This window comes from Streptomyces sp. NPDC043876, assembly GCF_056435825.1.
In genome coordinates, this window is sequence record NZ_JBWKDV010000010.1 from 59,829 (window position 1) to 73,432 (window position 13,604).

General features: G+C 73.6%; 11 protein-coding genes. 5 read left to right on the forward strand and 6 right to left on the reverse strand.

The window, feature by feature from the left end; genetic code table 11:
- Positions 1-88 precede the first annotated feature (88 nt).
- The 3 genes from AC0693_RS28225 to hutU form a co-directional block, all read right to left on the reverse strand.
- Positions 89-1,453 carry a formimidoylglutamate deiminase gene (locus AC0693_RS28225; protein ID WP_478739821.1) on the reverse strand — a complete coding sequence of 455 codons (1,365 nt, stop codon included), beginning with the start codon at positions 1,451-1,453 and terminating at the stop codon, positions 89-91.
- Positions 1,444-2,634, reverse strand: coding sequence for an allantoate amidohydrolase (locus AC0693_RS28230; RefSeq protein WP_478803334.1), 1,191 nt, complete (start codon positions 2,632-2,634; stop codon positions 1,444-1,446). The genes AC0693_RS28225 and AC0693_RS28230 overlap by 10 nt, the downstream gene beginning before the upstream one ends.
- Before the next feature lie 113 nt (positions 2,635-2,747).
- The gene (gene hutU / locus AC0693_RS28235; protein ID WP_356409882.1) at positions 2,748-4,412 is read right to left on the reverse strand and encodes a urocanate hydratase; all 1,665 of its coding nucleotides are present in this window, start codon (positions 4,410-4,412) and stop codon (positions 2,748-2,750) included.
- A 104-nt stretch (positions 4,413-4,516) separates the two neighbouring features.
- On the opposite strand from hutU, the gene AC0693_RS28240 reads away from it, so the two are divergent.
- Positions 4,517-5,896 (forward strand): type III PLP-dependent enzyme domain-containing protein, encoded by a 1,380-nt coding sequence (locus AC0693_RS28240; protein ID WP_478803214.1) that lies wholly within the window; start codon positions 4,517-4,519, stop codon positions 5,894-5,896.
- Between the two features lie 11 nt (positions 5,897-5,907).
- On the opposite strand, the gene AC0693_RS28245 is transcribed toward AC0693_RS28240, so the two are convergent.
- Positions 5,908-6,759 carry a MurR/RpiR family transcriptional regulator gene (locus AC0693_RS28245; protein ID WP_468470124.1) on the reverse strand — a complete coding sequence of 284 codons (852 nt, stop codon included), beginning with the start codon at positions 6,757-6,759 and terminating at the stop codon, positions 5,908-5,910.
- 171 nt (positions 6,760-6,930) lie between these two features.
- On the opposite strand from AC0693_RS28245, the gene AC0693_RS28250 reads away from it, so the two are divergent.
- Complete coding sequence (locus tag AC0693_RS28250; RefSeq protein WP_469333653.1) at positions 6,931-7,308, forward strand: hypothetical protein; 378 nt, start codon at positions 6,931-6,933, stop codon at positions 7,306-7,308.
- Between the two features lie 804 nt (positions 7,309-8,112).
- Here AC0693_RS28250 and AC0693_RS28255 read toward each other — a convergent pair.
- A complete protein-coding gene (locus AC0693_RS28255; protein ID WP_356410007.1) occupies positions 8,113-9,495 on the reverse strand; it encodes a cystathionine beta-synthase in 1,383 nt (460 codons plus the stop codon).
- A gap of 124 nt (positions 9,496-9,619) precedes the next feature.
- On the opposite strand from AC0693_RS28255, the gene AC0693_RS28260 reads away from it, so the two are divergent.
- The 3 genes from AC0693_RS28260 to AC0693_RS28270 all read left to right on the forward strand — a co-directional run bounded on the left by AC0693_RS28260 (position 9,620) and on the right by AC0693_RS28270 (position 13,183).
- A complete protein-coding gene (locus AC0693_RS28260) occupies positions 9,620-10,690 on the forward strand; it encodes an SGNH/GDSL hydrolase family protein (protein WP_469333652.1) in 1,071 nt (356 codons plus the stop codon).
- A gap of 164 nt (positions 10,691-10,854) precedes the next feature.
- Complete coding sequence (locus tag AC0693_RS28265; RefSeq protein ID WP_356409869.1) at positions 10,855-12,072, forward strand: acetyl-CoA C-acetyltransferase; 1,218 nt, start codon at positions 10,855-10,857, stop codon at positions 12,070-12,072.
- A 292-nt stretch (positions 12,073-12,364) separates the two neighbouring features.
- Positions 12,365-13,183 (forward strand): hypothetical protein, encoded by an 819-nt coding sequence (locus tag AC0693_RS28270; protein WP_469319696.1) that lies wholly within the window; start codon positions 12,365-12,367, stop codon positions 13,181-13,183.
- Here AC0693_RS28270 and AC0693_RS28275 read toward each other — a convergent pair.
- Positions 13,167-13,520 (reverse strand): hypothetical protein, encoded by a 354-nt coding sequence (locus AC0693_RS28275; protein ID WP_478803215.1) that lies wholly within the window; start codon positions 13,518-13,520, stop codon positions 13,167-13,169. The two genes, AC0693_RS28270 and AC0693_RS28275, sit on opposite strands and share 17 nt — an antisense overlap.
- Positions 13,521-13,604 lie beyond the last annotated feature (84 nt).

Sequence of the window (13,604 nt, forward strand, 5' to 3'; positions counted from 1 at the left end):
GGGCTGGAATGGCACGCGCGGCGATCGAGCGCACTGACAGCCTCGCCGGCGTTTGAGGCGCGGGGTCTGGGGCGGAGCCCCAGGGGGGTCAGCCGCGCAGGGCTGCGATCGCATCGGCCAGGGCGGCGGGCACGTCGCCGACCAGGGCATGCGCACCGTCGCGGACCACGTGGCGGCCGCCGACGACCGTGTGCCGCACATCGGCGGCCGAGGCCGCGAACACGGCCGTCTCCGCCCCGAGCCGCGGCAGCGGCCCCGCCGTGCGTACGGAGTCCAGCGCGAGCGTGGTGAAGTCCGCGAGCGCCCCCGCCTCCAGGCGGCCGGCCTCGTCCCATCCGAGTGCGGCGTGCCCGTCCCCGGTGGCGGCGGTCAGCAGCGCGTTCGCCGTCCAGTGGCCCCGGGTGCGGCTGCGCAGGCGCTCGTTCAGCTCCATCGCGCGGGCCTCTTCGAGGAGATCGATGACGGCATGGCTGTCGCTGCCCAGGGACAGCGGGCTGCCCGCGCGCTGGAGCCGGGTGGCGGGGCCGATGCCGTCGGCGAGGTCGCGTTCGGTGGTGGGGCACATGCAGGTGCCGGTGGAGGTGCCGCCGAGGAGCGCGATGTCCCCGTCGGTGAGGTGCGTGTTGTGGACGCCGGTGGTGCGCGGCCCCAGCACCCCGTGGTCGGCGAGCAGCTGGGTGGGGGTGCGCCCGTGCGCCGCCTGGCAGGCGTCGTTCTCGGCGGTCTGCTCGGACAGGTGCACGTGCAGCGGGGCGCGGCGCTCGGCGGCCCAGGCGGCGACCGTGGCGAGCTGGTCGGCGGGCACGGCGCGCACGGAGTGCACGGCCGCGCCGATCAGCGCGTGCTCCCGGGGCTTCAGCGCGGCGGCCCGCTCCGCCCAGGCGTCGGCGCTGCCGTCGGAGAAGCGCAGCTGGTGCGGTTCCGGGGCCTTGCCGAAGCCGGCGGAGAGGTACGCCGTGTCGAGGAGGGTGATCCGGATGCCCGCCTCGGCGGCGGCTTCGATCAGGGCCTCGCCCATGGCGTTGGGGTCGGCGTAGGGCGCGCCGCCGGGCGCGTGGTGCACGTAGTGGAACTCGCCGACGGCGGTGATCCCGGCCAGCGCCATCTCCGCGTACACGGCGCGGGCGAGGGCGAAGTAGCGGTCGGGGGTGAGGTTCTGGGCGACCCGGTACATGACGTCGCGCCAGGTCCAGAAGGTGCCGCTGCCGACCTGGACGGTGCCGCGCAGGGCCCGGTGGAAGGCGTGGCTGTGCGCGTTGGCCAGCCCCGGCAGGGTGAGGCCGCGCAGCACTTCGGCGCCCGGCGGCGGGGCGTCCACCCCGGTGCGCAGGGCGGTGATCCGGCCGCCGCGGACCTCCAGGGCGACGCCCGGCTCGACGTGGGTGCCGAGCCAGGCGTGCTCCAGCCAGTACGTGTTCTGCGGCGCGGTCGGCACGTGCCCCTTCACCTGCATGCGAGGCCTTCCAGTACGTCGGCGAGGGCGAGGACACCAGCGACGCAGTCGTCCTCGGCGGCGTACTCGGCCGGGGAGTGGGAGACGCCGGTGGGGTTGCGCACGAACAGCATGGCGGTCGGGATCGATCCGGAGAGGATTCCGGCGTCGTGTCCCGCGCCGGTGCCGAGGACGGGGACGGCCCCGCCCAGGATCCGGTTCAGCTCGTCGCGCAGGGCGTGCTCGAACTCGATGACCGGGGTGAAGGACTCCCGGACCACGCTCAGGTCGATGCCCTCGCTCTCGGCGCGCTCCCGGGCGGCCTTCTCGATCGCCGTGACGACGGTGTCCAGGGCGGCCTGGTCGGGGGCGCGCGAGTCGAGCCAGCCGCGCACCAGCGAGGGGATGGCGTTGACCCCGTTGGGCTCGACCGAGATCTTGCCGAAGGTGGCGACGGCCCCCGCGAGGGCCGCCTCGGCGCGGGCGGCCAGCACGGTCTGGGCGTAGGTGAGCATCGGGTCGCGGCGGTCCACCAGCCGGGTGGTGCCCGCGTGGTTGGCCTCGCCCCGGAAGTCGAAGCGCCAGCGGCCGTGCGGCCAGATCGCGGAGGCGAGGCCGACCCGGTCCCCGGACAGGTCCAGGGCGCGGCCCTGCTCGACGTGGAGTTCGACGAAGGCCCCGATGCGGGCGAGCCGCTCCGGGTCGGCGCCGATGGTCCCGGGGTCGTGTCCGGCGGCCTCCATGGCGCGGGGAAGGCTGATGCCGTCCGCGTCGCGCAGCTCGTACGCCTTCTCCTTGGCCAGCTGTCCGGCGGTGAGCCGGGAGCCGACGCAGGCGAGCCCGAAGCGGGCGCCCTCCTCGTCGCCGAAGTTGGTGATGGCCAGCGGCCTGGAGAACTCCGCTCCCCTCCGGCGGAGTTCGTCCAGGGCCGCGAAGGAGGACACCACCCCGAGGGGGCCGTCGAAGGCCCCGCCGTCGGGGACGGAGTCCAGGTGGGAGCCGGTGACGACGGCGTCCCCGGCCATGGGGTCGCCGAGCCAGGCCCACTGGTTGCCGTTGCGGTCGGTCTCGCAGACGAGCCCGCGCGATTGCGCCTGGGCGCGGAACCACGCGCGGCAGTCGGTGTCGGCGCCGGTCCAGGCGTAGCGGCGGTAGCCGCCCGAGTCGGCGTCGCGGCCGATGGGCCGCAGCTCGGCCCACATGTCGTGGAACGAGGCGCCGGGGCCGGAGATGTCAGCCTCGCCGGCGTTTGAGGCGCGGGGGCCCGGGGGCAGAGCCCCCGGCAGCGGCGCCGCACCCGGCAGATCAGGCTCGCTCACGCGTCGTCGCCCTCGCGCATCGGGATGCGGACGTCACGCTCGTCGGCCACGGTCTCGGCGATGTCGTAGCCCGCGTCGACGTGCCGGATGACGCCCATGCCGGGGTCGTTGGTGAGCACGCGGCGGATCTTCTCGCCCGCGAGCTTCGTGCCGTCGGCGACGGTGACCTGCCCGGCATGGATGGAGCGGCCCATGCCGACGCCGCCGCCATGGTGGATGGAGACCCAGGACGCGCCGGAGGCGACGTTCACCATGGCGTTCAGGAGCGGCCAGTCGGCGATCGCGTCGGAGCCGTCGAGCATCGCCTCGGTCTCGCGGTACGGGGAGGCCACCGAGCCGCAGTCGAGGTGGTCGCGGCCGATGACCAGCGGCGCGGCGAGGGTGCCGTCGGCCACCATCTCGTTGAAGCGCTCGCCGGCCTTGTCGCGCTCGCCGTAGCCGAGCCAGCAGATGCGGGCGGGCAGGCCCTGGAAGTGGACGCGCTCGCCGGCCATCTTGATCCAGCGGTGCAGGGACTCGTTCTCCGGGAAGAGTTCGAGCATCGCCTTGTCGGTCTTGTGGATGTCCGAGGCCTCGCCGGACAGGGCGGCCCAGCGGAAGGGGCCCTTGCCCTCGCAGAAGAGGGGGCGGATGTAGGCGGGGACGAAGCCGGGGAAGGCGAAGGCGCGGTCGTAGCCGGCCAGCTGGGCCTCGCCGCGGATGGAGTTGCCGTAGTCGAAGACCTCGGCGCCCGCGTCCATGAAGCCGACCATGGCCTCGACGTGACGGGCCATGGACTCGCGGGCGCGGGTGGTGAAACCGGCCGGGTCCTTGGCCGCGTAGGCCGCCATGTCGTCGAAGTCCACGCCGACGGGGAGGTAGGCGAGCGGGTCGTGGGCGGAGGTCTGGTCCGTCACGATGTCGACCGGGGCGCCTTCCGCGAGCATCTGCGGGAGGAGTTCGGCGGCGTTGCCGAGCAGGCCGATGGAGAGCGGCTTGCGGGCGTCGCGGGCCTCGGTGGCCAGCTGGAGGGCGTGGCGCAGGTTGTCGGCCTTGACGTCGAGGTAGCGGTGCTCGATGCGGCGGTCGATGGCGCGCGGGTCGACGTCGATGCAGATGGCGACGCCGTCGTTCATCGTGACGGCGAGCGGCTGGGCGCCGCCCATGCCGCCGAGACCGGCGGTCAGGGTGATGGTGCCCGCGAGGGTGCCGTTGAACTTCTTGGCCGCGACGGCCGCGAAGGTCTCGTAGGTGCCCTGGAGGATGCCCTGGGTGCCGATGTAGATCCAGGAACCGGCGGTCATCTGGCCGTACATGGTCAGACCCAGGTTCTCCAGGCGCCGGAACTCCTCCCAGTTGGCCCAGTCGCCGACCAGGTTGGAGTTGGCGAGCAGGACGCGGGGGGCCCATTCGTGGGTCTGCATGACGCCGACCGGGCGGCCGGACTGGACCAGCATGGTCTCGTCCTGCTTGAGGGTCTGGAGGGTGCGGACCATCGCGTCGTACGAGCGCCAGTCGCGCGCGGCCTTGCCGGTGCCGCCGTAGACGACGAGCTTGTCGGGGTGCTCGGCGACCTCGGGGTCGAGGTTGTTCTGGAGCATCCGCAGCGCGGCCTCCTGCTGCCATCCCAGGGTGCTCAGCTCGGTACCTCGCGCGGCACGTACGGGGCGGGGTCCTGACATGGCGGTGCCTCCTCCGTTGTTGGTCAATCCATTCACATACTCACTCCCTGAATAGATTCAGTCAACAGCTGCGGGCATGTCGCGGGGGTGGTTGGCTGGCGGACATGACCGCGCCGAGCGCCGACGTGCCCGCCCCCGGGGGCCCAGAGGGCCCCGCCGCGCGCCGCGACCTGGCCGTACGGGCCGCCGTACGGCAGGGCCTGGTGGGACCGGGCGAGGGCGACGCCCCCCTGGTGTGCCTGCTCGACACCGCCGGGATCCGGGCCTCGGCCGCCGCCCTGACGGCCGCCTTCGCCGCTGCCCTGCCGCCCGGCACGCCCGTCCTGCACGCCTTCGCCGTCAAGGCCTGCCCGCTGGTCCCGGTGCTGCGGCTGCTCGCGGACGCGGGGCTGGGCTGCGAGGTGGCCAGCGCCGGTGAGCTGGCCCTGGCCCGGGCCGCGGGGGTGGACTCCGGGCGCACCGTCCTGGACTCCCCCGCCAAGACGACCGCCGAACTGCGCGAGGCCCTGGACCGGGGCATCGCCGTCAACATCGACAACCGCCAGGAGCTGGAGCGCGTCGACGCCCTGGTCGCGGCCCGCCCCGGCCCCGTGCGCTCCCCGGTGGGCCTGCGGATCAACCCGCAGACCGGCGCGGGCACGATCGACGCGCTCTCCACCGCCACCGGCACCTCGAAGTTCGGGTTCGCGCTGCGCGACGAGGGGGCGCGCGCGTGGCTGGTGCGCGCCTGCGCCGAGCGCCCCTGGCTGACCCGGCTGCACACCCACTCCGGGTCGCAAGGGGTACCGCTGCCGCTGATCGCGCGGGGCGCGGCCGCGGTGCACGCGCTCGCCGAGGAGATCAACGCGGCGGCCGGAGCGCGGCGGATCGACACGATCGACATCGGCGGCGGGCTCCCGGTGAACTTCGCCTCGGACGAGGAGGCCCCCACCTACGCCGCGTACGTCGCCGCCCTGCGCGCGGCCGTCCCCGCCCTCTTCGACGGCTCGTACGGCCTGGTCACCGAGTTCGGCCGGTCCCTGACCGCGAAGCACGGCCTGGTGATCGCCCGGGTCGAGTACGCCAAGACCTCCGGCGGCCGCCCCATCGCGCTCACCCACGCCGGGGTCCAGCTGGCCACCCGTACGGTGTACGCGCCCGCCGTGTGGCCGCTGCGGATCCTGGCCTACGACGGCCGGGGCGTGCCGAAGGGCGGCGAACCGGTCGTCCAGGACGTGGCGGGGCCCGCCTGCTTCGCGGGCGACCTGCTGGCCGAGGGCCGCCGGCTGCCGCCGCTCGCCGCGGGCGACCTGATCGCCGTACCGGACACGGGCGCGTACTTCTTCACGGCCCACTACGGCTACAACAGCCTGCCGCGCCCGCCCGTGCACGGCTTCACGGTCGGGGCGGACGGCGCGGTCCGCTTCGCGGCGGCCCGCCCCGGCCAGCCGCTCGCCGCCCTCGTCGAGGAGGCGGGCGGCGGGACCCGGGACGCCCTGCTGTAGCCGCCCTACCGCTATTCGACGAAGAGGGAACGGGCGGCGGCCTTCGCGTCGAAGGCCTCCAGCCGGGCCTGCGCGTCCGGCAGCGCGTCCGCCATCGACTCCAGCAGCACCCGCCCCAGGAGCATCGGCGCGCATGCCGTGTCGAACGCCAGCCCGGTGCCGACCGGCGCCGGAATCAGCAGGTCCGAGTGGCGGGCGACGGGGGCGAAAGCGGAATCGGCGACCGTGACCACGCTCAGGCCCGCCGTACGGGCGTACTCCAGGGCCGCCACCACCTCGCGCGGGTGGCGCGGCAGCGCGAAGCACAGCAGCGCCGAGGCACCGGAGGCGACCGCCGCGTCGATCCGGTCTGCCAGCATCGAACCGCCCTCGTCCAGCAGGCGCACGTCCGGGTGCACCTTGCCCGCGAAGTACGCGAACCCGCGCGCCTGCGAGGACGCGGCCCGCAGCCCGAGCACCGGCAGCGGGACCGAAGCGGCGAGCAGCCGCCCCGCCTCCTCCACCGGCCCCGGGTCGGCGAGCATCGCCGAGAGGTGGCGCAGGTTGTCGATCTCGGCCTGGACCGCCTGCTGGTAGGAGTTGTACGTGTCGCTGCCGGTCGCGCCGGAGCGTGCCGCGGGGGCCACCTCGCGCAGGTGCCGGCGCAGTGCCGGGTAACCGTCGAAGCCGAGGGCCACCGCGAAGCGGGTGACCGACGGCTGGCTGACCCCGGCCAGATCGGCCAGCTCGACGCTGGACAGGAAGGGCACCTCGGCCGCGCCCCGCACCATGCAGTGGGCGATCCGCCGCTGGGTCGGCGTGAGCCGGTGCCCCTCGAAGAGCTTCTGCAGCCGTGCGGCCGGACCGTCCCCGCTGTCGCTCATCCCGCCCCTCCCGTCCCGTCCCGTGAACCCCTGAAGTATTCAGTCAGCAAGCACTCTGCATGCGGTTATGCAGGACGGCAAGCGAGGGCCGGTGCGCGGGACGGGATACGGGTGCGGGATACGGGGGCTAGCCCCAGTGCCGCGCGGCGGGGGCCTTCCTAGCCTGGAGGCATGGAACCCCACTCCCAAGAGCTCAGGAAAGACTTCGACGCCACCTTGAGGGCCCGCGGGGAACTGGGGCCCGAGTACGAGGCGGCGCTCGTGGATTCGTTCGTCGAGAAGGTGGACACCCAGGTCCGGCGCCGCCTGGCCGAGCAGCGCCTCCACGAGGCCCGCGGCGGCTCCGCCGCCCATGCCGCCGGCCTCCCCACCTTCGCCGAACGCTTCGGCTTCGCCATCGTGACGCTGGTCCTGGCGATCCCGCTGTCGGCCATCGGCGTCGCCAACGCGGGCTTCAGCGGCCTCCTGGTCTCCTGGGCGGGCATCCTGGGCGTCAACTTCGCCCACGCCGCCAAATCCTTCCCCCGCCTGTCCGCTCCGCGGGAGTAGGGGGCGGGGCGGCTCCGGGGGCCTGGCCGTGGTCACGCCGGCCCGGTGGGGACGTCCCTGGCGCTACGGCAGGCATCTGCGCGACCCCGGAATTCCTTCCGGCGCCCGGCCCGGGTGCACGCCGAAGCGATCGCACAGCTGGGCGATCCCACCCCTTGCCTCCGGCGGCGCCTCAAACGCCGGCGAGGCTGACTTTCGCCTCCGGGAGCCCCCGTGCTGCGCCAGTGACATCGCCAGCCCCAGCAATTCCAGCCCCGCCGGAGGCAACGCACGGAAGGCCAGGGGCCGGAACCTGGCCAGCAAATCCCAGCGCCGCCGGAGGCAGCGGGCCGGAGGCCAGAGGGCGGGAACCAGAGGGCAGGAACCAGCCCAGGCCACCCCGACACCTCAGCCTCGCCGGCGTTTGAGGCGCCGCCGGAGGCGACCGGGGGCCGGGCGGAGCCCGGGAGGAAGAGGTATGGCGGGGACCGCCGCACCCCCGGCGGGCCGGGGGGCGGGACGACGGCGGTCCCCGCGAAGGACACGGGCCGGGTCAGGGCCGTCCGTATCCATGGCGCCCCGCGGTCCGGGAGCCGCTCCGGAGACGCGCAACGCCGTTCGTGACGCCGGAGGAACCGTTCCGGGGACCCGTTCCCGGATCCCCGCTCCCTTCCGACGAACACCACTGTGCCGGAGCCGTGTTAAGCCGGTGCTGCCACCACATGTCGGCCCCGTACCGATCGCACGAAGCCCCCGCGTCCTCCCGCAGACGCGCAGACGCGCGGCCCCCGGCCCCCGGCCCCCGGCCCCCGGCCAGGGGTTCGGCTACTTCGCCCCGCGGGCCAGGAACGCCAGGAGGTCCTGGCGGCTGACGACGCCGGTCGGCTTGCCCTCGACCAGGACGATCGCGGCGTCCGCCGTACCCAGCACCGCCATCAGCTCGGAGACCGGCTCGCCGGAGCCGACCTGCGGCAGGGGCGCGCTCATGTGCTTCTCCAGCGGGTCGCCCAGCGAGGCCCGCTGCGCGAACAGCGCCGAGAGGAGCTCCTTCTCCACCACCGACCCGATGACCTCGGCGGCCATCACGTCCGGGTGCCCGGCGCCCGGCTTGACGATCGGCATCTGCGAGACGCCGTACTCGCGCAGCACCTCGATGGCCTCCCCGACGGTCTCCTCGGGGTGCATGTGGACGAGCGAGGGGATCCCGCCCTCCTTGTCGGCCAGGACCGCGCCGATGCGGGCGGCGGGGCCCGCCTCCTCCAGGAAGCCGTGCCCGGCCATCCACTCGTCGCTGAAGATCTTGCTGAGGTAGCCGCGGCCGCTGTCCGGCAGCAGGACGACGACCACGTCGTCCGGCCCGAGGCCCTCGGCCGCCTTCAGCGCCGCCACGACGGCCATGCCGCAGGAGCCGCCGACGAGCAGCCCCTCTTCCTTGGCCAGGCGGCGGGTCATCTGGAAGGAGTCCTTGTCGGACACCGCGATGATCTCGTCCGTCACGTTGCGGTCGTAGGCGGAGGGCCAGAAGTCCTCGCCGACGCCCTCGACGAGGTACGGACGGCCGGAGCCGCCGGAGTAGACCGAGCCCTCGGGGTCGGCGCCGATGACCTTGACCTTGCCGCCGGACACCTCCTTGAGGTACCCGCCGGTGCCGGAGATCGTGCCGCCCGTGCCGACGCCCGCGACGAAGTGGGTGATCTTCCCCTCCGTCTGCTCCCACAGCTCGGGACCGGTGGTCTCGTAGTGCGAACGGGGGTTGTTCGGGTTGCTGTACTGGTCGGGCTTCCAGGCGCCGGGCTCGCGCGCGAGGCGGTCGGACACGTTGTAGTACGAGTCCGGGTGCTCGGGGTCGACGGCGGTCGGGCAGACCACGACCTCGGCGCCGTACGCGCGCATGACGTTGATCTTGTCCATCGAGACCTTGTCAGGACAGACGAAGATGCACTTGTAACCCTTCTGCTGGGCCACGATGGCGAGTCCTACACCGGTGTTGCCGCTGGTCGGCTCCACGATGGTGCCACCGGGCTTGAGCGCTCCGCTCTGCTCGGCGGCCTCGATCATGCGCAGGGCGATGCGGTCCTTCACGGATCCGCCCGGGTTGAAGTACTCGACCTTGGCCAGGACGGTGGCCTGGATGCCGTCGGTCACACGGTTGAGCTTCACCAGCGGGGTGTTGCCGACGAGGCTGATCATCGAGTCGTGGAATTGCACCATGTTCTCCAAGGAGGGGACTCCACGGGTTCTCCGGGAGGTCCCGCCAGACTAAGCGGAAAGGGATTGGAGCAGCGGCACTACGGGGCAGGTAAGCCAGCAGAGGCAAGGAGGGTGACCTGAAGTGTCGAGGGCGAGAACGGCCCGCAGGATCGCGGCGGGCGCGGCGTACGGCGGCGGCGGGCTCGGCCTGCTCGGGGCCGCCGCGGTGGGGCTGGTCGTGGCGGAGGTCCAGCTGGCCAAGCGGACCGTGGGCTTCGGCCTGCCCGACCCACCGCGCGCGGACGGGCTGTACGGGAGCGAGTTCGGCGGCCCGGAGCTGAGTCCCGGCCCGCTGCGGCTCGCCATGCTGGGCGACTCCACGGCAGCGGGGCTCGGCGTACGGCGGGCCCGGCAGACCCCGGCGGCGCTGCTGGCCTCGGGACTGGCCGCGGTCGCGGAGCGGCCGGTACAGCTGCGCAACGTCGCGCTGTCGGGGGCCATGTCGGACGATCTCGACCGCCAGGTGTCGCTGCTGCTCGACCACGGCGAGAAGGCCCCCGACGTGGCCGTCGTGATGATCGGGGCCAATGACGTGACCCGCAGGATGCCGCCGACCCAGTCGGTGCGGCTGCTGACGGCCGCGGTGAAGCGGCTGCGGCTGGCGGGGACCGAGGTCGTCGTGGGCACCTGCCCGGACCTCGGCACGATCGAGCCGGTGTACCAGCCGCTGCGCTGGGTGGCCCGCCGGGTGTCCCGGCAGCTGGCCGCCGCGCAGACCATCGGCGTGGTGGCCCAGGGCGGCCGTACCGTCTCGATGGGGGACCTGCTGGGCCCGGAGTTCGCCGCGAACCCGCGCGAGATGTTCGGCCCGGACTCCTACCACCCCTCCGCCGAGGGGTACGCGACCGCCGCCATGGCGGTGCTGCCCACCCTCTGCGCGACCCTGGCCCTGTGGCCCGAGTCCGACCGGCTGGACGTCTCCCGCGACGAGGACATGCTCCCGGTGGCCAAGGCCGCCTCGGCGGCCGCGAGCCAGGCGGGCACCGAGGTCACGGCCGCCCGCGCGCCCTGGGCACTGCTCAAGCACCGGCGCCGGCGGCGGCTGCCGGAGGGCGTGGCGGAAGCCGCCTCCCAGCCCGAGGCCGCCTCCCCGCCGGAAGCCGCCTCGCAGCCGCAGGGCGACCGGTCGCTCCCGGACGCCCCGGTCTCCTGACCGGCCAGGGTCGGCCAGGGCCGGCCCGGTCACCCGGTCCCGATCGGCCGCCCGCGGCACCATTGCGGTGCTCGTCACACGGCGAGGGCGGTGAATTCGACGGTACGGGCCGGTAACTTCACATGCGGTCCCGGCACAACCGCAACCCACCCCTTGGAGTCCCAATGCCCGAAGCCGTCATCGTTTCCACCGCCCGCTCCCCCATCGGCCGGGCCTTCAAGGGCTCCCTCAAGGACCTGCGCCCGGACGACCTGACCGCCACGATCGTCCAGGCCGCCCTCGCGAAGATCCCGGAGCTGGACCCCCGCGAGATCGACGACCTGATGCTGGGCTGCGGCCTGCCGGGCGGCGAGCAGGGCAGCAACCTGGGCCGGATCGTGGCCGTGCAGATGGGCATGGACCACCTGCCGGGCATGACGCTCACCCGTTACTGTTCCTCCTCGCTCCAGACCTCGCGCATGGCCCTGCACGCCATCAAGGCCGGCGAGGGCGACGTCTTCATCTCGGCGGGCGTCGAGATGGTCTCCCGTTCCGTCAACGGCTCCTCGGACATCCGCGAGACCCACAACCCGCTCTTCGCCGACGCCGAGGCCCGTACGGCCGCCGTCGCCGAGAGCGAGGGCTCGACCTGGCACGACCCGCGCGAGGACGGCCTGATCCCCGACGCGTACATCGCGATGGGGCAGACGGCCGAGAACCTGGCCCGCCTCAAGGGCGTGACCCGCCAGGACATGGACGAGTTCGGCGTCCGTTCGCAGAACCTCGCCGAGGCCGCCATCAAGAACGGCTTCTGGGAGCGCGAGATCACCCCGGTGACGACGCCGGACGGCACCGTGGTCTCCACGGACGACGGCCCGCGCGCCGGGGTCACCCTGGAGGGCGTCCAGGGCCTCAAGCCCGTCTTCCGCCCCGACGGCCTGGTCACGGCGGGCAACTGCTGCCCGCTCAACGACGGCGCCGCCGCGCTGGTCATCATGAGCGACACCAAGGCCCGCGAGCTGGGCCTGACCCCGCTGGCCCGCATCGTCTCCACCGGGGTCACCGGCCTCTCCCCCGAGATCATGGGCCTCGGCCCGGTCGAGGCGTCCAAGCAGGCCCTCAAGCGCGCCGGCCTGACCATCGGCGACATCGACCTGGTCGAGATCAACGAGGCCTTCGCGGCCCAGGTGATCCCCTCCTACCGCGACCTCGGCGTGGACCTGGACAAGCTGAACGTCAACGGCGGTGCCATCGCCGTCGGCCACCCCTTCGGCATGACGGGCGCGCGGATCACCGGCACCCTCATCAACGGCCTCCAGTTCCACGACAAGCAGTTCGGCCTGGAGACGATGTGCGTGGGCGGCGGCCAGGGCATGGCCATGGTCATCGAGCGCCTCAGCTAGATCCTTTTCCTCGGGGACCAAGCGCCCCAAGGAAAACCGGTCGATCCGTACGCCGCACCGGCCCCGGATCCAACCCCCTCGCGGCCGACCTGTGACCGAATCTCCCCCAGGATGTGACCTATGTCCTGGGGGTTCGGCATTTGTGCAGGTCAGGGCGTGGCAGGGGAGAAGGTCCGGGACGAAAGACCTGTCCAATTCATGACGTAATGCACTGCAAGCCATTCCCAGGACGGGACAAGCTGATGTAGGAAGTCGGGGGATCGAATACATCAGGAGTTAGTCAGTGAGCGCCATGTCTCTTGCCCTGCTGCTGACCACGGCCGCTGCCACGGCCGTGGGCGCCGCCGCGCTGCACGCAGTCCACGGCCTGCGCAAGCAGGTCTCCGCGCTGCGCGCTGAACTGGCGGTTCCGGCGCACCCCCGCGCCATGACCGTGCCGCACGCCCGCGCCGCCGTCGCCTCTCCCGCCTCGGAGATACGGACCGCGGTGGCGGAGGCCCTCGCCGAGGAGCGGGAGCGCGAGCTGGCCGAAGCGCGCGCCTTCTGGGCCGCGCAGGAGGCCCGGGACGCCGCCGACGCGCCGTCGCTGCTGGGCGGTCTGCCCGGGCTCGGCGAGGCCGGCGAGGAGAATCCCGTCTTCCTGCCCCGCCAGGCGGACCTGGTGGGCCTGGAGCCCTTCCTGGGGGACGAGGCCGAGGACTACGCCTACCCGGAGGACTCCGCCGAGCTGGCCGCGGCCCGCCGCCGCCACCCCTCGCACCCGGACTTCGTACCGGTCCAGGCCGCCGCGCCGGGCGCCGACCACGAGCGCACCGTCAGCCGGCTGGAAGAGCTCGCGCAGGCCCGTACCGCGCTGGCCGACGTCCGCCCCGGCCCGCTGGGCACCCTGGACGTGTACGTCTTCACCGACGGCACCACCCTGTGCATGACCCCGGGCCACCGGGAGACCGCGGAGCGCCTGGCCGAGGCGCTGCGCTCGGGCACCGCGCCGGTCCTGCTGGGCGGCTCGGGCATCTCCGGCGCGTACGCGCTGACCTTCTCCTGCGGTGACGCCGGGGACCCCGACGACAACGTCTACATCCTGGCCGACCGGGTCATCGCATCGCTCTGACTTCCGCCCGCTCCACCAGCCGTACGGCCTCGTCCAGCACCTCGGACGGGGCCGTCGCCGCGTCCGGGGCGCCCGGGTCCGCGGCGCGCAACGCCTCCGCCAGGTCCAGCCCGGCCACCGCGACCTGATCGCCGACGACGAAGATCCCGGCGTCCGGCATCTCGCGCGGCGCGGCCGCGTCCGGGAGGCCTTCGAGGCGCTGCGCGCGCAGGGACAGCTCGCGGGCCAGGGCCAGCCCCTCGGCGGCGGCGCCGCGCTGGAGGCGGCTCTGCGGGGCGGAGCGGAGCCGGTCGGCGAACCGTTCCACGGCGGCGGTCAGGGGTGACGTATCGAGCACGCGGCCGACCTTACGCGCCGCCCGGGCGCCATTGCCAACGGGCGAACGGTCAGGCACGGTGACGGGGAGGGAACAGCACGGCGA

Bases quoted from the DNA above. Each gene is read 5' to 3' on its own strand.
- AC0693_RS28230 (WP_478803334.1), bottom strand. From the start codon at position 2,634: ATGTGGGCCGAGCTGCGGCCCATCGGCCGCGACGCCGACTCGGGCGGC.
- AC0693_RS28245 (WP_468470124.1), bottom strand. From the start codon at position 6,759: ATGAGCGACAGCGGGGACGGTCCGGCCGCACGGCTGCAGAAGCTCTTC.
- AC0693_RS28250 (WP_469333653.1), top strand. From the start codon at position 6,931: ATGGAACCCCACTCCCAAGAGCTCAGGAAAGACTTCGACGCCACCTTG.
- AC0693_RS28265 (WP_356409869.1), top strand. From the start codon at position 10,855: ATGCCCGAAGCCGTCATCGTTTCCACCGCCCGCTCCCCCATCGGCCGG.
- AC0693_RS28240 (WP_478803214.1), top strand. From the start codon at position 4,517: ATGACCGCGCCGAGCGCCGACGTGCCCGCCCCCGGGGGCCCAGAGGGC.
- AC0693_RS28270 (WP_469319696.1), top strand. From the start codon at position 12,365: ATGTCTCTTGCCCTGCTGCTGACCACGGCCGCTGCCACGGCCGTGGGC.
- hutU (WP_356409882.1), bottom strand. From the start codon at position 4,412: ATGTCAGGACCCCGCCCCGTACGTGCCGCGCGAGGTACCGAGCTGAGC.
- AC0693_RS28225 (WP_478739821.1), bottom strand. From the start codon at position 1,453: ATGCAGGTGAAGGGGCACGTGCCGACCGCGCCGCAGAACACGTACTGG.